This is a genomic window from Klebsiella sp. BIGb0132 (assembly GCF_024810075.1).
In the GTDB taxonomy this organism is placed as follows: Bacteria; Pseudomonadota; Gammaproteobacteria; order Enterobacterales; family Enterobacteriaceae; genus Klebsiella; species Klebsiella terrigena.
Genome location: NZ_JANUDW010000003.1, coordinates 289,800 through 313,327, shown reverse-complemented (window position 1 = coordinate 313,327; position 23,528 = coordinate 289,800). Strand labels below are relative to the sequence as shown.

Genomic DNA, 23,528 nt, shown 5'->3' with positions numbered 1-23,528 from the left:
GGCTCAGTTCGACCCCGGCGACGCATACTTTTTGGTGCGCCGGGTCGCCGCGGCGTTGGCCGGATCGTCCGGCCAGACGTGTTTGGGGTAGCGTCCCTTCATCTCTTTTTGCACTTCCCGATAGGCCCCCTGCCAGAAGGCGCTGAGATCGCGGGTGATCTGCAGCGGGCGCTGGGCGGGCGACAGCAGCTCCAGCACCAGCGCCATCCGGCCTTGGGCAATAGTCGGGGTCGTCGCTTCGCCAAACATCTCCTGCATACGCACCGCCAGCGCCGGCGGGTTTTCCTCGTGGTAGCGAATGGCGATCCGGCTGCCGGTCGGCACGACGTAGTGGGTTGGCAGCTCGCTATCGAGCTTCTGGCGCAGCGGCCACGGCAGCCAGTTTTGCAGCGCCTGGCGAATATCCAGCGCCCTGAGCGCGCGCAGCGAGTGCACCCCGCTCATTTGCGGAAGCAGCCACGCCTCCAGCGTTGCCAGCAGCGAGGCCTCATCCACCGCTGGCCACGCCTCCTCCGGCAGCCACTGCGCCGCGCAGTGCAGGCGCAGACGGAGCTGCTCCGCCTCCGCCGTCCAGCTCAGCACGCTGAGGCCCTTCTCGCGAATGCCGTTGAGCATCGCCCGGTGCAGCTCCTCTTCCGACGGCTTTGCCAGCGGCTGAGTTTTGATGACCAGTTGGCCGATACAGGTGCGGCGCCAGGCCTTCAGCGTTCCCTGGGCCTCATCCCACTCCACGGTATCGGAGCGCTGCGCCAGATCCGGCAGCTGCTCCAGCAGCGCGGTAATATCCAGCGGCTGCGCAAGTAAAATGCGCGCATCCGGCGACGAGCTCCCCTGCAGCAGCAGAGGCGCAATCAGCCACTCATGGCGTCCAAGCGCGTCATCGGCGTTAAGCATCGCCCCCATGCCGTTGGCCAGCTGGTAGCGCCCCTCCTGGCCGCGTCGGCGGGCGATCCGGTCGGCAAAGGCCGGTGCCAGCAGCGCCGGCACGCGCTGGGCGTCGGGATGGCCCGCGCGGCCGCCGAGGCGCTTCAGCAGCTGCTGCGCCCGCTGCTGCCAGCCGGGCTGCTGGCGGGCAAACGCCGAACCAAGATCGCTATTCGCGCCGCGCGGCGGCTCTTCGAGGATCGCCGCCAGCTTAGCCGCCGTTGCCGCCGCATCGGGAGAGTCCGCCGCAATCAGCATCGCCGCAAGGCGCGGATCGTTGCCCAGCGCGGCCATCTTCCGCCCGCGCGCCGAGAGCCTGCCGCCCTCCAGCGCGGAGAGCGCCGTCAGCAGACGCCGGGCCGCTGCCAGATTGATCTCCGGCGGCAGATCCAGCCAGCGGAGTTCGGCGGGGTCCTGGCATCCCCACTGCAGCAGCTCCAGCAGCAGCGATGACAGATCGCTTTGCAGGATCTCGGGGTCGCTCTGCGCCGCCGCGCGCTCCGCCTGCTCTTTCGCGATCAGGTGCAGGCAAATTCCGGGCTCAAGACGCCCGGCGCGGCCGGCGCGTTGGGTCATGGAGGCCTGGCTGATGCGCTGGGTTATCAGGCGGGTTAAGCCGGTGCGAGCGTCAAAGCGGGCAACCCGCTCCTGGGCGCTATCCACCACCAGCCGAATCCCCTCAATGGTCAGGCTGGTTTCGGCAATATTGGTCGCCAGCACCACCTTGCGCATCCCCTGCGCCGCCGGCAGAATCGCCTTTCGCTGCTCGCTCAGCGGCAGCGCCCCGTACAGAGGACAGATAGCCACATCGTCAGCCACCCGCCCGGACAGCTGCTCCTGCACCCGCTGAATTTCGCCGACGCCGGGGAGAAACAGCAGCATCGACCCGCTCTCCTGGCGCAGCAGCTCGGCGGCGGCTATCGCCACCGCCTCATCAAAGCGCTGGTGCGCGGCGAGCGCCTGATAGCGTTTCTCCACCGGGAAGGCCCGGCCGGCGGAGGTAACCACCGGCGCCTGCGGCAGCATCCGCTGCAGGCGATCGTTATCCAGCGTCGCCGACATAATCAGCAGCTTGAGATCGTCGCGCAGGCCCTGCTGCACGTCGAGCAGCAGGGCGAGGGCCAGATCCGCCTGCAGGCTGCGCTCGTGGAACTCATCGAGGATCACCAGACCCACGCCCGTCAGCTCGGGATCGTGCTGGAGCGTGCGCGTCAGGATCCCCTCGGTGACCACTTCGATTCGGGTATTTGGTCCGACGCAGGTGTCCGCACGCATCCGGTAGCCCACGGTATCGCCCGGCTTCTCGCCCAGCAGTTCGGCCAGCCGCTGCGCGACGTTGCGTGCCGCCAGCCGGCGCGGTTCCAGCAGAATAATGCGCCCGTCGATCTGGCCCGCCGCGAGGATTTGCAGCGGCAGCCAGGTCGATTTACCGGCACCGGTTGGCGCATTGAGCAGCACCTGCGGCGCCTGCTGCAGAGCACAGAGAAGTTCGGGGAGGACGGCGGCAACCGGCAATGAGGACACGAAAGGCTCCAGGGCTTAACATTCAAGGGCAGGCATTGTAGCATCACGCCTGACTTGTCGTCTTTCGCGTTGCAGATCCGCTGCAGGTTGAAATTCATCGCACTGAAATGATTACCGGGTATTTATCATGTCCGAGCCGAAAAGGCTGTTTTTCGCCCTTGAACTGCCTGAAGAGGTGCAGCAGCGGATCGTCGACTGGCGCGCCCTGAGCTTCCCGGATGACGCCGGCAGGCCGGTAGCAAAAGCTAATCTGCACCTGACGCTGGCGTTTCTTGGCGAGGTCAGCGCGGATAAGCAGCGCGCGCTGGCGGCACAGGCGGGACGCATTCGCCAGCCCGGCTTTACGCTGACCCTCGACGATGCCGGACAGTGGCTGCGTTCGCGGGTGGTGTGGCTCGGTACGCGCCAGCCGCCGCGCGGCGTGCTGCAGCTGGCCGGTATGCTGCGCGCGCAGGCGGCCCGCAGCGGCTGCTATCAAAGCCCGCAGCCGTTCCATCCGCATATCACCCTGCTGCGCGATGCCCGCAGCGCGGTACCCATCCCGCCGCCCGGCTTCAGCTGGACGTTTGCGGTGCGCGAATTTGTACTTTATGAATCCAGCTTTGCCCGCGGACGTACCCGCTATACCGCGCTGGAACGTTACCCCTTCAACGAGGAGAGCTGATGCTGTTCACCCCACCGCTACGGTCCGCCGTTCTGATTAAACGTTACAAACGATTTCTGGCCGACGTGGTGACCCCCGACGGACGCGAGCTGACCCTGCACTGCCCGAACACCGGGGCGATGACCGGCTGCGCGACGCCCGGCGATACCGTCTGGTATTCCACCTCCGATAACCTGAAGCGCAAGTATGCCCATACCTGGGAATTAACCGAAACCCAGCAGGGCGCGACGATTTGCGTGAATACTTTACGTGCCAATACGCTGGCAAAAGAGGCGATACTGGCGGGGAATATTAGCGAGCTTTCTGGCTATAACACGCTGAAAAGTGAAGTGAAATATGGCGGAGAGAACAGCCGCATCGATATTATGTTACAGGCAGAAGAACGACAAAACTGCTATATTGAAGTGAAATCGGTTACGTTAGCGGAGAAAGAGAGCGGTTATTTCCCCGATGCGGTCACCGAGCGCGGCCAGAAGCACCTGCGGGAGCTGATGGGCGTGGCGGCAGCCGGCGATCGGGCCGTAATTTTGTTCGCCGTGCTGCATTCGGCGATCGACCGTTTCTCTCCCGCTCACCACATTGATGCCAGATACGCACAGCTATTGATTGAAGCGCAAACCAAGGGGGTTGAAATTCTCGCCTATAAAGCGGAACTTTCTACCGAGATGATGACTCTGAATAAGCCGATTACCGTGGTGTTAACTCCCGGTAAACAAACGGCTAAATAGTGTCCGGGTCGCGAGCGCAAATACGCTTTTCTTCACAGGGTTGTCAAGTGTAACGTTTAGATAATTGCTATCCGGAAAAGCATCTGCTATTTATAGCGGCCTGATTTTTCCCCCACCATGGGGATCGATAGTGCGTGTTAAGGAGAAGCAACATGCAAGAAGGGCAAAACCGTAAAACATCGTCCCTGAGTATTCTCGCCATCGCTGGGGTGGAGCCGTACCAAGAGAAGCCGGGCGAAGAGTATATGAACGAAGCCCAGCTAGCGCACTTCAAGCGTATTCTTGAAGCATGGCGTAATCAACTCAGGGATGAAGTGGATCGCACCGTAACACACATGCAGGATGAAGCTGCTAACTTCCCGGACCCGGTAGACCGTGCCGCTCAGGAAGAAGAGTTCAGCCTGGAGCTGCGTAACCGCGATCGCGAACGTAAACTCATCAAAAAGATCGAGAAAACACTGAAGAAAGTCGAAGACGAAGATTTCGGCTTTTGTGAATCCTGTGGCGTTGAGATCGGCATTCGCCGTCTGGAAGCGCGTCCGACCGCAGATCTGTGCATCGATTGCAAAACTCTGGCGGAAATTCGCGAAAAACAGATGGCAGGCTGATCCACTTCGCTATCGTATCTCCGGCGGGAGTTTCTCCCGCCTACATGCTCTATAGACCATGAATGACTCACGCTATACAGGCCGCTTTGCCCCCTCACCCTCCGGCGAACTCCATTTCGGCTCCCTGATTGCCGCACTCAGCAGCTATCTCCAGGCGCGGGCAAAAAACGGCATCTGGCACGTACGCATTGAGGATATCGACCCGCCGCGGGAAGTTCCCGGCGCCGCCGATACCATTCTGCGCCAGCTCGAGCGTTACGGGCTGCACTGGGATGGCGACGTGCTGTGGCAGTCGCAGCGCCACGAAGCCTACCGGGAGCACCTTGCCTGGCTGCATGAGCAGGGGCTGTGCTATTACTGCACCTGCACCCGCGCGCGTATTCACGCCGTCGGCGGCATCTATGACGGCCACTGTCGCGACCTGCGGCTGCCGGCACAGGACGCCGCGCTGCGCATACGCCAGACGCGACCGGTGCTTGAGTTTTATGACCAGCTGCGCGGAACCCTGGTTGCCGACGAGCCTTTGGCGCGCGAAGATTTTATTATCCACCGCCGCGACGGCCTGTTCGCCTATAATCTTGCGGTGGTGGTGGACGATCGTTTCCAGGGCGTGAGTGAGATAGTCCGCGGCGCCGATCTTATTGAGCCTACGGTGCGGCAGATTTCGCTCTACCAGCACTTTGGCTGGCAGGCGCCGGATTACCTGCATCTGCCGCTGGCGCTGAACGCCGAGGGGAATAAACTCTCCAAACAAAATCACGCCCCGGCGCTGCCGGAAGGCGATCCGCGCCCGGAAATTATACGGGCGCTAATGTTTCTTAATCAGGACGTTGAGCAGGAATGGCGCGCGTTGAGTATCGATGATTTACTCAAGCAGGCGGTAGTGAACTGGAAACCCGAAAAAATCCAGCATTCTCAAATGGCTCCCGCTGAGCTATGATTAGCCGCAATTTTTACTCGTCGCCTTACACGTTGCCGCTGCGATAGCCGCATTTGTCCGCCCAGGTTACATAGTTTTCTATGCCACCGGGAGCCCACAAGCCTGTCGCCGCGCTGCAATCTGAAGTCCATAGAGTAGCTTTTTGGTCCTGAAGTCAGTCTGACACTACGAGGTGCAACATTTTTACCCGAGTCGCTAATTTTTGCCGTAAGGTGCTAAGCCGTGAGGAGCGCGAGGCAGAAGCCGCCGTCGAACAAACGCATATGACGGTTATCCCGCGCGAACAGCATGCAATTTCCCGCAAAGATATCAGTGATAATGCCCTCAAGGTGCTCTATCGACTGAACAAGGCGGGCTACGAAGCCTATCTCGTCGGCGGTGGCGTACGCGACCTCCTGCTTGGCAAGAAGCCGAAAGATTTCGACGTCACCACCAGCGCGACCCCGGATCAGGTACGTAAACTGTTCCGCAACTGCCGCCTGGTCGGCCGCCGTTTCCGCCTGGCTCACGTCATGTTCGGGCCGGAGATTATCGAAGTCGCCACCTTCCGCGGTCACCACGAAGGGCATACCACCGATCGCGTCACCTCGCAGCTCGGCCAGAACGGTATGCTGCTGCGCGACAACATCTTCGGCTCCATCGAAGAAGATGCCCAGCGCCGCGACTTCACCATTAACAGCCTTTACTACAGCGTTGCCGACTTTACCGTCCGCGATTACGTTGGCGGCATGAAGGATATGCAGGATGGCGTTATCCGCCTGATTGGCGATCCGGAAACCCGCTACCGCGAAGATCCGGTACGCATGCTGCGCGCGGTGCGCTTTGCCGCCAAGCTTAATATGAGCATCAGCGCGGAAAGCGCCGAGCCGATCCCACGCCTGGCGGCGCTGCTGCACGACGTGCCTCCGGCGCGTCTGTTTGAAGAAGTGCTCAAGCTGCTGCAGGCGGGCTACGGTTTTGATACCTATATGCTGCTGCGCGAATACAATCTGTTCCAGCCGCTGTTCCCGACCATCACCCGCTACTTTACCGAGCGCGGCGATAGCCCGATGGAGCACATCATCACCCAGGTACTGAAGAACACCGATAACCGCATTCATAACGATATGCGCGTTAACCCGGCGTTCCTGTTTGCGGTGATGTTCTGGTATCCGCTGCTGGAAATGGCGCAGAAAATTACCCAGGAGAGCGGTCTGGCGTACAACGACGCCTTCCTGCTGGCGATGAACGACGTGCTGGACGAAGCCTGCCGTACGCTGGCGATTCCAAAGCGCATCACTACGCTGGTTCGCGATATCTGGCAGCTGCAGCTGCGGATGTCCCGCCGCCAGGGCAAACGCGCGTGGAAGCTGATGGAGCATCCGAAATTCCGCGCCGCGTACGATCTGCTTGAGCTGCGCGCCGGTGCTGAAAAAAATGGTGAGCTGCTGCGCCTGACCAAATGGTGGGGCGAGTTCCAGGTTGCTCCGCCGCCGGATCAAAAAGATATGCTTAACGAGCTCGATGAAGAGCCGGCGCCGCGCCGCCGTCATCGTCGTCCACGCAAACGCGCCCCGCGCCCGGGCGGCGCATGACGCTCGCCTTTATCGCCCTCGGCAGCAATCTGGCCGCTCCTCTGGAGCAGGTTAATGCTGCCGTTGCCGCGCTGGCGGAGATCCCCAACAGCCGGATCGTCGCCGTCTCCTCTTTCTACCGCACGCCGCCGCTGGGGCCGCAGGATCAGCCTGACTACCTTAACGCCGCCGTCGCGCTGGAGACCGGGCTTACCGCAGAAGCGCTGCTGGATAATACCCAGCGCATCGAGCTGCAGCAGGGCCGCGAACGCAAGGCCGAACGCTGGGGTCCGCGCACGCTCGATCTCGATATCATGCTATTTGGCGAGCAGGTCATCGACAGCGAGCGCCTGACGGTGCCGCATTACGATATGAAAAACCGCGGCTTTATGCTGTGGCCGCTGTTTGAGATTGCCCCCGAACTCCATTTTCCTGACGGCGTCGCGTTACGCAGCGTACTGACCCAGCTCGCTGCCGACAAACCCGCTCTCTGGTAGTCCCCGCTGCTTTTAGCAATTCCGGCGATCGTGGTTATCGGTTGCCTAAAACCGTTGCCCCCTCCAGTGCTGCTGTTAGAATGCCGGTTAATATGACTTTCATCATCAGGAAACGTTATGAAACCGACCACTATCGCCCTGCTGCAGAAATGCAAACAGGAGAAGAAGCGCTTCGCCACCATCACCGCCTACGACTATAGCTTCGCAAAGCTGTTTGCCGATGAGGGCATTAACGTGATGCTGGTTGGCGACTCGCTGGGCATGACGGTACAGGGCCACGACTCCACGCTGCCGGTGACGGTTGAAGACATTGCCTATCACACTCAGGCGGTACGCCGCGGCGCTCCGTCCTGCCTGCTGCTCGCCGACCTGCCGTTTATGGCCTACGCCACGCCGGAACAGACCTTCGCCAGCGCCGCCGTGGTGATGCGCGCGGGCGCGAACATGGTCAAGATTGAAGGCGGCGCGTGGCTTGCCGAGACCGTAAAAATGCTGGCACAACGGGCGGTGCCGGTTTGCGGCCATCTTGGCCTGACGCCGCAGTCGGTTAACGTTTTTGGCGGCTATAAGGTCCAGGGACGCGGCGACGCGGCGCAAACGCTGCTTGACGACGCGCTGGCGCTCGAAGCCGCAGGCGCGCAGCTGCTGGTGCTGGAGTGCGTGCCGGTGGCGCTGGCCCAGCGCGTGACCGAGGCGCTGACCATCCCGGTGATCGGCATTGGCGCCGGCAACGTCACCGACGGGCAAATCCTCGTGATGCACGACGCCTTCGGCATCACCGGCGGCCATATTCCTAAATTCGCTAAAAATTTCCTCACCGCAGCAGGCGACATGCGCGCGGCGGTACGGCAGTATATTGCCGAAGTGGAGTCCGGCGTCTATCCGGGCGAAGAACACAGTTTCCATTAAGGAGTCTTGTTGTGCTGATTATTGAATCCCTGCCGCTGCTGCGTCAGCATATCCGCCGTTTACGTCAGGAAGGCAAGCGCATTGCGCTGGTTCCCACCATGGGCAACCTGCATGACGGCCATATGAAGCTGGTTGATGAAGCGAAAGCCAGCGCTGACGTCGTGGTGGTCAGCATTTTCGTTAACCCGATGCAGTTCGACCGCCCTGACGATTTGACGCGCTACCCGCGCACGCTGCAGGACGATTGCGAGAAGCTGAACAAACGCAAAGTGGACTTCGTATTCGCACCGGCTCCGGCGGAGATCTATCCGCACGGTACCGAAGGCCAGACCTACGTCGACGTTCCCGGCCTGTCGACCATGCTTGAAGGAGCCAGCCGTCCGGGCCACTTCCGCGGCGTCTCCACCATCGTCAGCAAGCTGTTCAACCTGGTGCAGCCGGACGTCGCCTGCTTTGGCGAGAAGGACTTCCAGCAGCTGGCGCTGATCCGCAAGATGGTTGCCGACATGGGTTACGATATCGAGATTATCGGCGTACCGATTATCCGCGCCAAAGATGGCCTGGCGCTCAGCTCGCGCAACGGCTACCTGACCGCCGACCAGCGTAAAATCGCCCCAGGCTTGTATAAAGTGCTGAATAGCGTGGCGGAAAAGCTGGCGGCCGGCGATCGTAATCTGGATGAAATGATTACCCTTGCCGGGCAGGAGCTGGACGAAAAGGGCTTCCGCTCTGACGATATTCAGATCCGCGATGCCGATACGCTGCTGGAGCTCACGGAGACCAGCCAGCGGGCGGTGATCCTGATGGCAGCATGGCTCGGCCAGGCGCGTCTTATCGACAACAAAATCGTCGAGCTCGGCCAGTAGACAAAGGTTAAAAACCGGGCAATACTGCCCGGCATTTGCTCAAGCGGATGCGACATCCGCTTCGTTTTCGTCAGGTAGATACCCGCAATAGTTCGAGTGCAGCCAGCCTGTATGCCGCTTGAAGTATGACGGGAATAAAGGTAGACACTATGATTCGTAATATGCTGCAGGGCAAACTCCACCGCGTAAAAGTCACCCAGGCCGATCTGCACTATGAAGGCTCCTGCGCCATTGACCAGGATTTCCTTGATGCGTCCGGGATCCTCGAAAATGAGGCGATCCATCTCTGGAACGTGACCAACGGTAACCGCTTCTCCACCTACGCCATTGCCGCCGAGCGCGGTTCCAGAATCATTTCCGTTAACGGCGCGGCGGCGCACTGCGCCAGCGTCGGCGATATTCTGATCATCGCCAGCTTCGTCACCATGAGCGATGAAGAAGCCCGCAGCTGGCGGCCAAAGGTTGCCTACTTTGAAGGCGACAACGAGATGAAGCGCCAGGCCAAAGCCATTCCGGTTCAGGTTGCCTGATAGCCGATCGCTGACGGTGCGCCGCGCAGGCGGAGCACCGTTCAGCAGGCCCCGTAAAAAACCGCTAACTGATTAGTCTCTGGTGCGTTGAGGATTAACGTTTTTTAATTAAAGCCGTTATATAAACCACTATTGATACAATCAATAGTGAAGCGAGACAAATAGACAGGAAATAATATTTATCCCATACATCACCGGATATAACGCCCGTAAATTTTCTGATCAGACCATAGAGCTCTACTTCGGGCATAAATGTTAATAGCAGCACTAACGTTACCGCATAGAGAAATGCAGCCCCAATCCATAGTAGTACATATTGTATCGGCCTCATACGTATCCCCGGATAGCCAGCGTTTAAAATTAACGTTTTTTAATTAAGGCCGTTATATAAACCACTCCTGCTACGATGAGCAGTGAAGCTACGCAAAGGGCCAAAAAATAATATTTATCCCATGTAAAATCGGACATAAACCCCGTTAGGTCCGTAATCAGTCTGTACATTTTCACTTCGGGTATCAGCACGTAGAGCAGGACGAATGTAACGGTAAAGAGTAATACTTCCCCAAACCATAATAGTACGTATTGTATTGGCTTCATTAGTAGACCTGTACGCTACCGAAAGCGGTTAATGACGCTATTATTATATTGCTGGCATATTAACCAACGCAGCCCACATTAACATGAAATCAGACGACCGGGTTAGCGTAATACAATCCTCACCCGTTGCTTTATCACCTGGGGCAGAAAGAATAAGGCTGTAACGGTTTCGCCCATAATTAAACCGGCGTTTGGTATTGGATTGAAAATATTCACCTCGGGCAGGCAGCTAAATGTTCAAGCGGGCCTGACTATCCCTGCGGCTGGTTGCTGATCAGCCGCGACATCGTCTCCAGCGAATCCGTGCGCAGAATATAGAGGCGCTTCAATAAGAACGGATTATCCCCCGGCATCACCTTCCCTCTCACCGTGGTCACCGCCATATGAAAACCGGCGTCGTTCGCGGCCTTCACCGCCGTGGCGTTATAGCCGCCAAACGGATAGGAGAGATAGAGCACGTGCGGATTAAACTGCGTCAAGGCGCGGCGCGAGTGCTCAAAATCAAACAGGATGTTGTGGTAGCTGCGGCTCAGCAGAATCGGACGATGCCAGGCATCAACCCGATGCAGAAAGTGGGTATGCGACTGCACGTCAAAGACGTCCTGAATCTGCTTCAGCTCAGAAATACTCATAAACTGTAGCGACTTAGGCGCCCATTTCTGCGGATGGTGCTTAATGCGCGAGGAGATAATAAACGCCGTAGCGTGAAAGCCATACTGCCTGAGGATCGGCCAGGCGTAGCGGTTGACCGACTTCAGGCCGTCATCAAAGGTGATCGCTACCGAGCGCGCTGGCAGGTTGATCTTATTGCGCACGTAGCCTTCCAGCTGATACATGTTCAGGGTGGTGTAACCCTGGTCGCGCAGCCAGGTCATCTGGTTGCTGAAGGCGCGAACGGAGGTGGTGGTCGAGGTATGGCGAAAGCGGGTGTTCTCTTCATCACGCAGGATATGGTGATAGGTGAGGACTGGAATGCCGTTATCCTGCTGGGCATCGAGGCTGCTGACCCACGCCAGGCGATTGCCGATGCGAATTTGAAACCAGGTCTGATTGAGCCGGTCTTTCAGCTTGCTGATTATCGGATAGCGTAAATTATCCGCCAGCGTGCCGAACGGCGCGCTGCCGCTGGAGGGGGCGTCGTAGACCGGGGTATCTTTCCAGGTGAGCAGGTTTTGATTGCTCAGCGGCTTATGCAAATCGCCGAGGCTGTCCTCCACCCGCTGCTTGCCCTGCACCGGCTGCAGGTGGCCTTTATCGATAAAACCGGTACCAAAGCCGAAGCTGAACTCATAATAGTCGGCGGCGGTCGGCACGACGGCAATAATTTGCCCGGCGCGGATATTGCCGACGCTGACCACCTCATTGCCTATCTGCGCCCAGATAACCGCGTCTTCAGTGGTTTGCATATAGCGAGCAGGCACGCCCTGTTGGCTTAACAGGCTGGCAGTGGCGCTGAGCGACGTCAGCAGAAGGAGCAGAGCAAAGATTCGGGCAAACATCGACGTCTAACCGCTAGAAAAAACTGCCGCCATTGTAACAAAAGCGGCATCAATACCAACGCCTAATTCCCGAACGCTTCATGCAGCAGACGGAAAGGCGGATTTTTTTGCTGCTGGTGCCAGAGGCTGCTGACCGTCGGGCCTCCGGCGCTGACTATCGCCTCGCGAAACGCTTCGCTGCTCAGGCTCTCGCGCAGCAGATACATTCGCTCTAACAATGGATAGTCGATTCCGGAGATCACTTCGCAGTGGGTGTGCTTATGGCTCATGAGCGCCGCGACCCGATACGGCGCCGCGCCGCTTTCATCGGTGAGAAAGATCGCGCCATCGCCGCTGTCGACCGCGTGCAGCGCCTCGCACATCATGCGGCTCAGCATATTGCTGCTGAGATTGCGCCAGTAGTTCACCGCCCGGCACTGCGCCAGCGGTCCATATTTTTTTTCCAGACGATCCAGCAGCTCCTGCGCCTTCTCGTCATGACAAGTAATTACCCAACCTAACATCGCCTACCTCCTTAGCAGGAGGCTAATTTAACAAGGGGAAGGATTGATGTCGGTGATGGCAGTCAAGATTAGCCGATGGCGCTTCGCCTAATCGCTCAGCGAAGCGCCAATAACGCTCCGCTAGCTGCGCAGACCGCGTCCGCGCTGGATCAGAGACCAGCACAGCAGGTAGAACGCGACGATAAAGACCACCAGTACGCCAAAGGTGGTAATCAGCGGAACATCGTTGATGCCGAGGAAGCCGTAGCGGAAGCCGCTGATCATGTAGACGATCGGGTTCAGGTGCGACAGCGCCTGCCAGAACGGCGGCAGCAGGGTCAGAGAGTAGAATACCCCGCCGAGGTAGGTCAGCGGCGTCAGCACGAAGGTCGGGATCAGGCTGATATCGTCAAAGGTTTTGGCAAATACCGCATTCAGCAGGCCCGCCAGCGAGAAGAGGATGGCCGTCAGGAGCAGCGTCAGCCCAACGAACAGCCAGGAGTGAACCTGGAACGGGACGAAGAACAGCGAGATCGCGGTGACGAGGATCCCGACAAACAGCCCGCGCGCCACGCCGCCGCCAACGTAGCCGATGATAACCACGTGCGTCGGCACCGGCGCCACCAGCAGCTCCTCAATATTGCGCTGGAATTTCGCGCTGAAGAAAGAGGAGGCCACGTTGGCGTAGGCGTTGGTGATCACCGCCATCATAATCAGGCCCGGCACGATAAACTGCATATAGGTAAAACCGTGCATTTCGCCGATGCGCGAACCGATCAGGTTGCCAAAAATGACGAAATAGAGCGTCATGGTGATCACCGGCGGCACCAGCGTCTGGATCCAGATACGCATAAAACGGTGGATCTCTTTGGCCCAGATGCTTTTCAGCGCGACCCAGTACAGCTGCATCATGCTGATTCTCCTTTCCTGTCATGTACCAGCGTGACAAACAGCTCTTCCAGGCGGTTGGCTTTGTTACGCATGCTTAAAACCTGAACGCCCTGCGCGCTCAGCTGAGAAAATACGCTGTTGATCCCCTGCTCGCGCAGCACCTCAACTTCCAGAGTCGAGGTATCCACCAGCCGATACTGATAGCCTTCGAGCACCGGCAGCGGGCTTTTCGGCGCCAGATCGAGAATAAAGGTTTCCGATTTTAGCTTCGCCAGCAGCGCCTTCATGGAGGTGTTCTCCACCAGCTCGCCGCGCTGAATAATGCCGATATTGCGGCACAGCATCTCCGCCTCTTCCAGGTAGTGGGTGGTGAGGATAATGGTGGTGCCTTTATCGTTCAAATCCTTGAGGAAGCCCCACATCGAGCGGCGAAGTTCGATATCCACGCCCGCAGTTGGTTCATCGAGGATCAGTAATTTTGGCTCGTGCATCAGGGCGCGGGCGATCATCAGACGGCGCTTCATGCCGCCGGATAGCATCCGCGCGCGCTCGCCGCGCTTTTCCCATAAATCGAGCTGTTTCAGGTATTTTTCACTGCGTATCACCGCTTCTTTACGCTCAACGCCGTAGTAGCCCGCCTGGTTGACGACGATCTGCTGCACGGTTTCGAAGGGGTTAAAGTTAAACTCCTGCGGCACCAGGCCGAGCTGGCGCTTGGCGTTAACCACGTCCTTCTGCAGGTCGTAGCCAAAGACGTTGACCTGGCCTGAGGTTTTATTAACCAGCGAGCTGATAATGCCAATCGTGGTGGATTTTCCCGCGCCGTTCGGGCCCAGCAGCGCATAAAAATCGCCTGCCTCAACCTGCAGGTCGATCCCCCGCAGCGCCTGAACCCCGCCGGGGTAGGTTTTTGTAAGCTGTTTTAGTTCCAGAGCAATGGTCATTAAATGTCTCTTCTCGTGTCGTGACACGCGATGGGTTGTTTTAAAAAATGTGAGGTTAACCTATATTAGCGCAACGCACTTACCTGGTTATAGGCCGTGAACGTCCATGAACGATATAGATACACTCATCAGCAACAATGCACTATGGTCAAAAATGCTGGTGGAAGAAGACCCCGGTTTTTTTGCAACCTTGTCTCAGGCGCAAAAACCGCGCTTTCTGTGGATTGGATGTTCTGATAGCCGCGTACCCGCTGAACGGTTAACGGGCCTGGAGCCTGGCGAACTGTTTGTGCACCGCAACGTTGCCAACCTGGTGATTCATACCGACCTGAACTGTCTTTCCGTGGTGCAGTACGCCGTTGACGTGCTGGAGGTCGAACATATTATCATCTGCGGCCACTACGGCTGCGGCGGCGTGCAGGCGGCGATTGAAAACACCGAGCTGGGCCTGATCGACAACTGGCTGCTGCATATTCGCGATATCTGGTTTAAACACAGTTCGCTGCTGGGCGAGATGCCCGAAGAGCGCCGCCTTGATACGCTGTGCGAGCTGAACGTGATGGAGCAGGTCTATAACCTGGGTCACTCAACGATTATGCGCTCGGCGTGGAAACGCGGGCAGAAGGTGACGATCCACGGCTGGGCCTACGGCATTCACGATGGCCTGCTGCGCGATCTCGACGTGACCGCCGTCAGCCGCGAAACGCTCGAACAGCGCTACCGTCACGGCATTTCCAACCTCAAAATTAAGCACGTCAACCACAAGTAGCTGACGCGCTTTTCACTTCCGGACAGGCGGCCCGCGCCGCGCCGGATAAACCCGGCGGCATGCTGCTTAGCCGGGCACCGCACAACGGCTCACCTACGTCCTACTCGTCCAGCAGCACCACTTTGCCCACGTACGGCAGATGGCGATAGCGCTGGGCGTAATCAATACCGTAACCGACAACGAACTCGTCCGGGATAGCAAAGCCGACAAACTCAACCGGTACGCTTACTTCGCGACGGCTCGGCTTATCCAGCAGCGTACAGATGGCCAGCGATTTCGGCTCGCGCAGGCTGAGGATCTCACGCACTTTAGAGAGCGTGTTGCCGGAGTCGATGATGTCTTCCACGATCAGGACATCTTTACCGCGAATGTCTTCGTCCAGATCCTTGAGGATTTTAACGTCGCGGGTCGTGGACATGCCGCTGCCGTAGCTGGAAGCGGTCATAAAATCGACTTCATGCGGCACCTGAACTTCGCGGCACAGGTCGGCCATAAACATAAATGAGCCGCGCAGCAGCCCCACCAGCACCATTTCGCTGCCGCTGTCTTTGTAGCATTCGTTGATTTGACGACCCAGTTCGGCGATACGCGCTTTGATCTCGGCTTCCGGGATCATCACTTCTACAATATGTTTCATAATCTATATATCTCACTGATTTTAATCAGTTAAATTCAATCTCACGCTATGCAATTCAGTAAATATTGATACACCGATTGATATACGGATTATCGCACAAACTAGAAATGATGCGAAAGCATGAGTACCGAAGAAAGGCGGCGAGTATACAGTATTATGTTCAGAGAAGAAAAATGCAGCACTGGCTATCAGTTCAAACTGTAAATCCTAAGCAAGGCATCGTATTCTGGAGATCTGTTAACTGGAAAAAGGAGTAACAAGATGAGCCACCAAGAAGACTACGCTCGTGGGTACAGCGATGGATACAAGTCAGTACAAGGAAACGTCATTCCTCCAATCGCGCCAATCGGCCCAATGACCCCATTAGGCTCGGATCCCTATGAGGAAGGATACAAAGCTGGAGTTGAAGCTGCTGGCGGCTAACAGCAAAAATCTTGAGAAAGCTAATGTGACGGCGGGTATTGTCTAATTATTTCTATCTGCTCAATGCCCGTACTATCTACTGTAATTTCATATTCTCCCAGATATACGCTATGAGGATGAATTCCAGCAAGAATTGATGAAGCAGGCGCCCACGCCTTCAATAAAATTCCCCCCTTACCACAGGCATTTAACCCACTAGCAAACTGCTTAGCTTTCTTCTGGTTTTGTGTCCAACAAAAGCCAACTTTCAAATCATTAAAACGATCTATATTTTCACCACGAAACAAAAACATACCTTCACCTTCATACGGTGGCAAAAAGGCTCGAAGTAAATCTAGTAACTTCTTATCGTTATTGAACTTTTCCCTGATAAAATGCCCTTTTTCAATCCAAAAAAGATGAAATTCAGACTTAAACTTAGGAGTAATAGAATCTTTATTAGCTTGAATTGCCAACAGATCATCCCAACCATCGTTATCAAACACCTTTTCAAGGTAGCATTTTTCAGCTGATTGAGGCTTATTTATTGAAAGATAAGCACCAATAGCATCATGTTCATCAAATTTCATGTTTAAATCCACTTTAGGCGAAGTGATTACTAATACCTCGCCTGGACGAATAAATCACCGAAAGAAATCTGGCTTCTTCCATTGATAAGGTGGAGCCTCCATGCGCTGGCGGTGTCGTTTTTTTGCTGCGAGCGCCCCGGCCACCCTGAGACGTAACTCCAGCATATCGACAGCGTTCAGTTCATGCCCCTGCAGGCGGGCCAACTCTTCAATTGTCGCCTCGATTTTCTTCTGTTTTAACATAGCCAAATTCTCTCGTCGACCGGGCCCACATGCTACGGCCGGAGTAATGATATAAAAAAGCCAGCCCCGAAGGGCTGGAATAACAGGAGCCCGCTGGCACTCTTTGCTTTAATGGATATCGTCGGCCAGGGCATACAGCAGCGAAGGAATAACCCTCCGCATGGCTGTTTCTTCGGTTTCATCGCTCATGAGAGTCAGGGTGTAATCCCGGCACTCGTAAATCACATCATAAGCAGACAGGCCGAACCCGCCACCCGCGATGATCTGCCCGATTTCATCATCTGGCGTTTCAACAATCGACAGCCGGTAGCCGCCGAACGTCACAGGCGGGTTATAGGGGCCTTCGCTTAAAAACAGATCTACGGCCTTGGCGGCCAACTGAGCGCGTTCGTCCGGCCCCATCCCGGCCACCTTGTCGGCGCCAGATGCCACGATGAGCATAATCTCCGCAACACTCATCTCTACCAGAGCGCTACCCGCAACAGTGCGGCCACCGGATACCACCGCTTTGCTTTTCGCGTTCTGAGCGCGTGGATCATGGATGTCACGGTAACGTGCCAGATAGGCGTCGCAGGCCTCCTGGTCAATCTTCCCGTCAACCCGCGCCGGGAATCCCTGCTTACTTTCCCAGTTGTAAAATGACCGGCGACTCATGCCGCTGTGCTCGGCGTACTGGCTTACTGACATTAACATAACAACCTACCTCGCTGACGGAGTGTGAACCGTGCACACAAAGTGTGAAGGGTTCACACTTTTTATACTGAATGTGTAAATCAAACTGTGAATCAAAAATTACCAAAACTTCCCGCAATCCCTTACCACCGCTCACAATCAACAAACCCATAACAAAAAGTGACAAGTGTGAAAGTGCGCAAGTGTGAATCAAATTCAAAACCTGCAGCTACAAAAACACTGCGGCGCGCAATGCCCGTGCCTTACAAAAGTCTCAGGAAGGACCCATTTTTTCTGAGGGCCATTCCATAGCGATCACTTAAAGAACTTCCGGCATAACAGGCCATTCAATATCTGGGGCATCACCCGGGTTAACACGGCTGAGCAAAACGGAATATTTTTCCCAGCGTTCCAGTCGCGTTTTTTCATCCTGGCTAGCCATTCCGTATTTCAGGGCACGCGCTAAAGGGACGATAACGTCCTCAGCCTTTGTGCGGCGCCGCTCTTTTTCAGCCCCAGCCTGCCTGGATAATTGTGCTTTGGTCGGTGGAGGTACATCGACCCATGATGGCGAACCATCAGCTCCGGCCCCCCTTTGCTTACCTTCTGGTGGAGCCCCGGTGAACTCGTGAAACACGTTATCACTGACTGCGATAAGGTCCGCTGGCAGCGAATTGTTATCCCGATAAGCTGGCAATAATTCATCTGGGTAAAAACACGCCGTTGATGCACTAAACTGATACATGACTATTCTCCAATCGCTAACCACCCAAAATTGTCTGCATTACCGGAAATACCATTGATCCAGCCGTATGCGCCAAAACTGGCATTGGAATCATTGGTTACGGACACGTAGCGGTTCCCATCTGCGTATTTCGTAGCAACAATAGCAATAGCCCGCTTAGGAAAAGGTATTGGATATTGAACAGTTCCTGATGACGCATTAATTGTGGCTGTTCCCATTTGAACAATAATATTTTTCTTTTCACCTGATGGCGTTCTGGTAGGAATGATGCAGTAACCCTGAGAAGTAAGGGCACCTACGACGGGCCCAGATAGAAGGGCAGTGATCCTCAACTCATCGATAACCTCTTTTAACTGACCATCATTTTCAGGCTCAAGCTGGCGGCCAGAGCCCTCAACCACACCCACCAGCTCACGCTGCCAGGTATTAAAAATATCTGCCACAAGGATTGTCGGTGGAATACCTTGAGCGACATTACCTTGGGTAAATTCTCCCTTATTATCAGCGGTATCAGTGACTGAACTTATCTTACGCATTTTGTATATCCTTTGATTGATATCTATGATGAGTTCAAATTGATGGAGAATTAGCTTTCGCCTCATCCTTCAACCAACCAAGCCATAACCTGGTAAGCATGCCTACCATATATTCAGCTCGCTCCAGCAAGGCTAAGGTATCCTGATAATTCTTCAGGCCATCGCTCGTATTAGTTAAATGCTTGTCTGGGTTTTGTCTGGTCTCTGAAACTAAATTATTCAAATCTTCTATGGAATACCTCAGGAGCCCTCCTTGTTGGCGATCGAGTTCTTTCATGAAGTCATATGTTGCCGCCTGAAGTTCATAACTCATGCTCATGGCCATCAGGAAGGTTTCACGTGCAGGAAGCTCAAATGTTTTTTGGGTTTCCTTAGTGCCGTCTTTATTGGTATGAACATCATCAATTAAGAAATGATCCGATGACTTACCTAATACCTCTGGTATTTTCTCCAGAAGTTTAACGTTAAAGGTTGAACTGGTATTTTTATTCAACGTCATTTTTCAGTGCTCCTGTCCGGTTATATCGTGAGACGCCGGAAGAGAATTAACGATATCGTCATACGTTACTGGCTCTACAAACTTCTCCAGCGCCGACAGGGCAGCATTAAAACCAGCTCGATAGCCGTTAGCGTCTCCGTTAATAATGCTGTGCTGGAATGCCGCCATGTTCTGGTCTTCGGCATCAAGGAGCTCCCAGCCAGGATAGGCTTTCTCCATGGCCCGACGGGTAAAACGACTGAGCAGCCGAACGCTGCTCTGCAGTATGGCGATGGCCCGCTGATGTGGTATGCCTTCGGCAATAAGATGAAATGCCAGTATTGGGTTTTGTTTGGCCTCTTTGCTCACCGCGATCAGATGCGCATCGGAATGGCGACATACAGAGGGTTGCTCGTCTTCAACAGTTTGCTGAAGCCGGTGCATGCGCTGCATACGGCGCCCGGAAAAGCCGTATGCCTGCGCATTGAGCTGCGGCTGATTGAGGTGCTGAAAGTTCATAACGCTCATCACCGTACCTCTCAGAGAGGAACCTGTGATTTAAGGAGTTCGGCCTCACGTGCCGGCCCTTCAATCTTGCCATTAACACGACGGGTATCTCCCGGCAAGCTCACACCAGATGCACGGATACGGTCATTGCGACGTGCAGTTGCCTGCGCGACTTCCGTCCGATACTCTTCGTCAGCCTTACGGCGGGCATTGACATTGTCAGGCGACATCGGGTCGTAATCATTCTGCATTTTAGATGCGATGTTGGCTAATGCCTTGACCTCATCCTCTGTCAGTGGCTCTTCCATTTTCTTCAATGCCTTGAGGGCGCTAGTTTTGGCAGCGAGATAACCATTTGCATCGCGATTCTGTGTCGAAAACATCAGCGCCGTGCGGGCTTTCTCTTCATCGTCCTGAAATTCCCAGGTTGGATCGTTCTCTTCCATAAATTTCATGGTAAAGACAGAAAGCGCCGCCGGCGAAGATGCCAGTTTCAGCTTAATTTTCTTCGAAGAAAGCTCGGTCTCTTTCAGCAAACGAACCGCCAGAACCGGGTTATCCTTAGCTTCAGTCGATACCGCGACATTGTGGCCGCGACTGTGCTGCTTAGGTCTGGTGATCTGGGTGTCGTCACTGTCCAGTTTCAGTGGCACATTCCCGTTATCGGACTCGCCTTTCGCTTTGGTTTTTCCTGACAGATGCGAGAAATCGAACATGGATGGGTTTTCCTCAGATAGTTGGGGCTGTTTTTTCTTACCTTTTGTACCGAACGCTGTTAGCGCCCATGCGGGTAACGTCATTAGCGACATGGCTTGCTTTCCTCTGGTTGGTGAATATCCAGCGGAGTTGCAGAAGTATTGTCTTCTGCTTTCTGAGCTGGCGTTCTCTCATCCCCGCGGCAAACCATACCGGTAACACCCAGCCTGTTTTGCTCCTGTACTCCTGGCACGGCATTACTTTTTGTTTGTTTCATGTCTACTAATCCCCTGACGTAAAAGGTGACGCGCCAGCTCCTGAATACTTGGCGCTGCGCCAACGGTAGAACGCCGGCACTCATCATCCCGAAGACGCTGTAACCCTTCGAGAATCGGCTGATCGACAAGAATCGGCTTTTTGTTAGTGACTACCATTTTCCTGACCTCCTGATACTGGTTAAACGTACAGACTTCTTCTGCATGTGCTTAACTTATGATCAATAAATTAAATCGTCAAGATAAAATATTTTAATCAAAAGAGAATACAGAGTTCATGGCAGCATAATGAATGCGCTTGTTAATGGAGGTGCGGCAGGAGGTTTCGGTGCCGGTAAAGCGACAGCTCAGCGGCTATGCTCTCAGGCGTACAAATCACAGGCTAATGGACTGGAAAAAGAAACTGTGCAGATTTGCACAGTAACGAAAGAGGGTCAGGTATCGATGGCGGAAATCAGGGGGGGGGATTACCGGCTTTCTATCCCGACAAGATGTACAAAGCTTCCTGCGCCTCCCACCAGCAATGAATTGGGGCTACGCATCGTCGCCCCGAACTGCCAGGCAGCAAAAACCAGAAAACCAACCAGGACAACGATGGACACATTCAGTACCCGGCGTTCCGCATGCAGTAACACGACAACGGCAACCGATAGCATGATCAGCGTCACAGGCCAGCAGGAAGTAAGCGCAATGTAAGACATCAGCAGGTAACCCATTATCATGGCCTCACCTTTTCATTTTCCAGTCGCCATCATAAGAATAATATTAACATTAAATAAAGAGGCGAAAGTCGCCACCAATATTATGACTCAGCATCCTCATCAATTTTTGGTATGAATTTTTCGTAAGTAGAACGCAAATAACTTGTCGCAGACTCACGATTAATGTCTATATCTAAAAGATTACTGAAAAACATCAAACGCGAACGAGCCTGCTGGATTAATTCGCCCCAAGTATAAATCCATATTTCAATATTCCCCCTTGAATGAAGAACTCCATATGGGCGGTTATCTTGAGTAATTTTCTCCTCTACCAAAGGAGCTACCTCATTAGAGACTGCAATAAATACCCACTTAGTTTTTCTCTTATCAAATCTAGTATCATTGCTTACTGCATGAGCATAGCTTTCAATCTGATTGGTAACTGTTAAGTCTATTTTTTTAGTTGGCCTTTTTAATTCAACTACTAAATGTTCTAGCTCGCCTTGCCTGGGCTGACGTGCTTTACTTAAAAGTAAATCGACCCTTCCTGTAGTTCCATCATCTCTAAGTACTGGTTCATCAAAACCATCATCAACCCCCAATAAAGAAGAATGATATTCAAGGACTTGATTTAGAGTGTTTTCACTTCTGGACAAATTAAAGTCCTCTCTAAATATCCACGCCTCACCTTCTAAAATCTTATGCAACTGGTCTCTTTCAAGTAATTTTTTTCGCGTTGCATCATCATAAAGAAGTTGCTCTAATCCAGTCAAAAAATTCAGTCTGTCAGATACTACTTGTGATGCCCTAATAATATTAGGGAGCGTTGTTCGCTCTAACAGTTCTGCCATGGCATCTTGATCATCTGCACTCAAAACTAAAACTTCCGAAAGAATTTTTCTTACTGAGTATGGATTATCCCTTAAAGCTTGAGATAACAGTTTGAATGTAAATCTTTTAACTTTAGTATTTGCTTTGCTAAAGGGCGACAAATAGCTCTCAACATTCACAGCAAGAATATCAAAAACTTTTTGTTCAGCCTCTTCAACTGAACCCGGTTGAGGCACTGTCTCATATGGATAGATATTTTGACTCTTCCATTCCTCAACAATTTTTGATTTTTGTATAAACTCTTTATTTACAAAATGCTTCCGACATAGATCAATAATGACTTCTTTCAACTCTCTAACACCGGTATTCATATCGCCAATTGAAAGAATGCCTTCTTCATACTTCCTCTTTATATATGAAGATTTTACGTAAACCGTGTAATCAACGCCATAGGCGCGAAAAACATTACCCGGTGGTTCGCTGAAAAGAGAGAAACCATTTTCATCACAATAGTGAATTTCTCGAGATGTTTTAAAATTCCACTCTATTATCGAGACGACAACGCACTCGGGCTTACCCTCAATTTCAACGTCACCTAAATTATAATCACGCTTATCAAGCCAAACATCTGAAGGACTAATTAAATCATTATTATAAAATAATTTTTTATCAGGGTACTCAGTTAGATAAAGTGCATATTCTTTAGTGATTGCCTGCTTAGATGACTCATTAGCGAGTACATCCACACCTTTAGCCAGGTTAAAAACCTCAACCATTGTCCCTTTGTTTTTATCAACTAAAGGTTCGGCATCACTTATTTCAAACCTTTTAATAGTATTTACATTTCCTTTTATCGAATATTTAACCTTCCCATTTGGGGCATCTGAAGTTGTTGACCATATGACAACCTCACCTAATGAAAAAGCTCTAAATCTCCCTCTGCCATATTGTCCATGCAAAGAGTGGTCGCCTTTTTTCTTTGCTTCTTTTTTCCATGATTCCCCAAGACTCCCAAAAAGGTCACTTACTTTATTAAAAGGAATCCCATTACCTTCATCTTTAACAATTATCTTTTCAATTGTATCGGTAATAGGGTTACGAAGAAAGTCGACTTTCACTATCAATGATTTAGAGTCAAAGGCATTCCATATCACTTCTTTCAGTGCTGGGATTGGTTTTGCTGAAGCGATATCTTCTAAATGATCTGTTCCCAGAATAACGTCAATGTTTTCCATTTTGCAGCCCCGTGCGTATTTTTTTATCAATATGCCATACGACGAGGCACTTAGT

General features: G+C 53.9%; 28 protein-coding genes. 11 read left to right on the top strand and 17 right to left on the bottom strand.

The window, feature by feature from the left end; translation table 11 throughout:
- Positions 1 to 3 precede the first annotated feature (3 nt).
- Positions 4 to 2,448 carry an ATP-dependent helicase HrpB gene (gene hrpB, locus M2416_RS13015; protein WP_259224369.1) on the bottom strand — a complete coding sequence of 815 codons (2,445 nt, stop codon included), beginning with the start codon at positions 2,446 to 2,448 and terminating at the stop codon, positions 4 to 6.
- A gap of 127 nt (positions 2,449 to 2,575) precedes the next feature.
- On the opposite strand from hrpB, the gene thpR reads away from it, so the two are divergent.
- The 9 genes from thpR to panD all read left to right on the top strand — a co-directional run bounded on the left by thpR (position 2,576) and on the right by panD (position 9,743).
- Complete coding sequence (thpR, locus tag M2416_RS13010; RefSeq protein ID WP_045859802.1) at positions 2,576 to 3,112, top strand: RNA 2',3'-cyclic phosphodiesterase; 537 nt, start codon at positions 2,576 to 2,578, stop codon at positions 3,110 to 3,112.
- Positions 3,112 to 3,840 carry a DNA/RNA nuclease SfsA gene (sfsA, locus tag M2416_RS13005; protein WP_041144094.1) on the top strand — a complete coding sequence of 243 codons (729 nt, stop codon included), beginning with the start codon at positions 3,112 to 3,114 and terminating at the stop codon, positions 3,838 to 3,840. Before thpR ends, sfsA begins: the two co-directional genes overlap by 1 nt.
- A gap of 152 nt (positions 3,841 to 3,992) precedes the next feature.
- Positions 3,993 to 4,448 carry an RNA polymerase-binding protein DksA gene (gene dksA, locus M2416_RS13000; protein WP_007373199.1) on the top strand — a complete coding sequence of 152 codons (456 nt, stop codon included), beginning with the start codon at positions 3,993 to 3,995 and terminating at the stop codon, positions 4,446 to 4,448.
- Positions 4,449 to 4,506: 58 nt separating this feature from the next.
- Positions 4,507 to 5,388 (top strand): tRNA glutamyl-Q(34) synthetase GluQRS, encoded by an 882-nt coding sequence (gene gluQRS, locus M2416_RS12995; RefSeq protein WP_259224330.1) that lies wholly within the window; start codon positions 4,507 to 4,509, stop codon positions 5,386 to 5,388.
- 179 nt (positions 5,389 to 5,567) lie between these two features.
- Entirely contained in the window at positions 5,568 to 6,962 is a 1,395-nt protein-coding gene (gene pcnB / locus M2416_RS12990) for a polynucleotide adenylyltransferase PcnB (RefSeq protein ID WP_071844888.1), read from the top strand.
- Positions 6,959 to 7,438, top strand: coding sequence for a 2-amino-4-hydroxy-6-hydroxymethyldihydropteridine diphosphokinase (gene folK / locus M2416_RS12985; RefSeq protein WP_041144091.1), 480 nt, complete (start codon positions 6,959 to 6,961; stop codon positions 7,436 to 7,438). Before pcnB ends, folK begins: the two co-directional genes overlap by 4 nt.
- Before the next feature lie 117 nt (positions 7,439 to 7,555).
- A complete protein-coding gene (panB, locus tag M2416_RS12980; RefSeq protein WP_259224327.1) occupies positions 7,556 to 8,347 on the top strand; it encodes a 3-methyl-2-oxobutanoate hydroxymethyltransferase in 792 nt (263 codons plus the stop codon).
- Positions 8,348 to 8,358: 11 nt separating this feature from the next.
- Complete coding sequence (panC, locus tag M2416_RS12975) at positions 8,359 to 9,213, top strand: pantoate--beta-alanine ligase (RefSeq protein ID WP_045859816.1); 855 nt, start codon at positions 8,359 to 8,361, stop codon at positions 9,211 to 9,213.
- Positions 9,214 to 9,362: 149 nt separating this feature from the next.
- Positions 9,363 to 9,743: an aspartate 1-decarboxylase gene (gene panD, locus M2416_RS12970; RefSeq protein WP_041144088.1), complete on the top strand. Its 381-nt coding sequence runs from the start codon at positions 9,363 to 9,365 to the stop codon at positions 9,741 to 9,743.
- An 848-nt stretch (positions 9,744 to 10,591) separates the two neighbouring features.
- Here panD and M2416_RS12965 read toward each other — a convergent pair.
- The 4 genes from M2416_RS12965 to M2416_RS12950 all read right to left on the bottom strand — a co-directional run bounded on the left by M2416_RS12965 (position 10,592) and on the right by M2416_RS12950 (position 14,156).
- Positions 10,592 to 11,839 (bottom strand): polysaccharide deacetylase family protein, encoded by a 1,248-nt coding sequence (locus M2416_RS12965; protein WP_259224325.1) that lies wholly within the window; start codon positions 11,837 to 11,839, stop codon positions 10,592 to 10,594.
- A gap of 62 nt (positions 11,840 to 11,901) precedes the next feature.
- A complete protein-coding gene (locus M2416_RS12960; RefSeq protein WP_259224323.1) occupies positions 11,902 to 12,342 on the bottom strand; it encodes a PTS sugar transporter subunit IIA in 441 nt (146 codons plus the stop codon).
- Positions 12,343 to 12,462: 120 nt separating this feature from the next.
- Positions 12,463 to 13,233: an ABC transporter permease gene (locus M2416_RS12955; protein WP_041144086.1), complete on the bottom strand. Its 771-nt coding sequence runs from the start codon at positions 13,231 to 13,233 to the stop codon at positions 12,463 to 12,465.
- Positions 13,230 to 14,156, bottom strand: coding sequence for an ABC transporter ATP-binding protein (locus M2416_RS12950; RefSeq protein ID WP_041144085.1), 927 nt, complete (start codon positions 14,154 to 14,156; stop codon positions 13,230 to 13,232). The genes M2416_RS12955 and M2416_RS12950 overlap by 4 nt, the downstream gene beginning before the upstream one ends.
- Positions 14,157 to 14,262: 106 nt before the next feature.
- Between M2416_RS12950 and can the strand changes: the two genes are divergently transcribed.
- Entirely contained in the window at positions 14,263 to 14,925 is a 663-nt protein-coding gene (gene can, locus M2416_RS12945; protein ID WP_045859826.1) for a carbonate dehydratase, read from the top strand.
- Between the two features lie 100 nt (positions 14,926 to 15,025).
- Here the strand turns inward: can and hpt are convergent, their stop codons facing one another.
- Entirely contained in the window at positions 15,026 to 15,562 is a 537-nt protein-coding gene (hpt, locus tag M2416_RS12940; RefSeq protein WP_259224319.1) for a hypoxanthine phosphoribosyltransferase, read from the bottom strand.
- Positions 15,563 to 15,823: 261 nt separating this feature from the next.
- On the opposite strand from hpt, the gene M2416_RS12935 reads away from it, so the two are divergent.
- Positions 15,824 to 15,985, top strand: a complete 162-nt coding sequence (locus M2416_RS12935) for a hypothetical protein (protein ID WP_167798066.1) — start codon at positions 15,824 to 15,826, stop codon at positions 15,983 to 15,985.
- A gap of 20 nt (positions 15,986 to 16,005) precedes the next feature.
- Here M2416_RS12935 and M2416_RS12930 read toward each other — a convergent pair whose 3' ends face one another.
- The 11 genes from M2416_RS12930 to M2416_RS12880 form a co-directional block, all read right to left on the bottom strand.
- The gene (locus tag M2416_RS12930) at positions 16,006 to 16,554 is read right to left on the bottom strand and encodes a hypothetical protein (RefSeq protein WP_259224315.1); all 549 of its coding nucleotides are present in this window, start codon (positions 16,552 to 16,554) and stop codon (positions 16,006 to 16,008) included.
- Positions 16,555 to 16,608: 54 nt separating this feature from the next.
- A complete protein-coding gene (locus M2416_RS12925) occupies positions 16,609 to 16,797 on the bottom strand; it encodes a hypothetical protein (RefSeq protein ID WP_259224314.1) in 189 nt (62 codons plus the stop codon).
- 108 nt (positions 16,798 to 16,905) lie between these two features.
- On the bottom strand, positions 16,906 to 17,490 hold the full coding sequence (locus M2416_RS12920; RefSeq protein WP_259224312.1) for a helix-turn-helix transcriptional regulator: 585 nt from the start codon (positions 17,488 to 17,490) through the stop codon (positions 16,906 to 16,908).
- Between the two features lie 298 nt (positions 17,491 to 17,788).
- Positions 17,789 to 18,214, bottom strand: a complete 426-nt coding sequence (locus tag M2416_RS12915) for a tail fiber assembly protein (RefSeq protein ID WP_259224310.1) — start codon at positions 18,212 to 18,214, stop codon at positions 17,789 to 17,791.
- A gap of 2 nt (positions 18,215 to 18,216) precedes the next feature.
- On the bottom strand, positions 18,217 to 18,750 hold the full coding sequence (locus tag M2416_RS12910; RefSeq protein ID WP_259224308.1) for a gp53-like domain-containing protein: 534 nt from the start codon (positions 18,748 to 18,750) through the stop codon (positions 18,217 to 18,219).
- A gap of 34 nt (positions 18,751 to 18,784) precedes the next feature.
- On the bottom strand, positions 18,785 to 19,249 hold the full coding sequence (locus M2416_RS12905) for a hypothetical protein (protein ID WP_259224307.1): 465 nt from the start codon (positions 19,247 to 19,249) through the stop codon (positions 18,785 to 18,787).
- Positions 19,250 to 19,252: 3 nt separating this feature from the next.
- Entirely contained in the window at positions 19,253 to 19,756 is a 504-nt protein-coding gene (locus M2416_RS12900; RefSeq protein WP_259224306.1) for a hypothetical protein, read from the bottom strand.
- Between the two features lie 11 nt (positions 19,757 to 19,767).
- A complete protein-coding gene (locus M2416_RS12895; protein WP_259224305.1) occupies positions 19,768 to 20,544 on the bottom strand; it encodes a hypothetical protein in 777 nt (258 codons plus the stop codon).
- A 144-nt stretch (positions 20,545 to 20,688) separates the two neighbouring features.
- Positions 20,689 to 20,865, bottom strand: a complete 177-nt coding sequence (locus M2416_RS12890) for a hypothetical protein (protein ID WP_259224303.1) — start codon at positions 20,863 to 20,865, stop codon at positions 20,689 to 20,691.
- A 308-nt stretch (positions 20,866 to 21,173) separates the two neighbouring features.
- A complete protein-coding gene (locus tag M2416_RS12885; protein WP_259224302.1) occupies positions 21,174 to 21,422 on the bottom strand; it encodes a hypothetical protein in 249 nt (82 codons plus the stop codon).
- 86 nt (positions 21,423 to 21,508) lie between these two features.
- Positions 21,509 to 23,473, bottom strand: a complete 1,965-nt coding sequence (locus tag M2416_RS12880; protein ID WP_259224300.1) for an ATP-binding protein — start codon at positions 23,471 to 23,473, stop codon at positions 21,509 to 21,511.
- Positions 23,474 to 23,528: the final 55 nt, after the last annotated feature.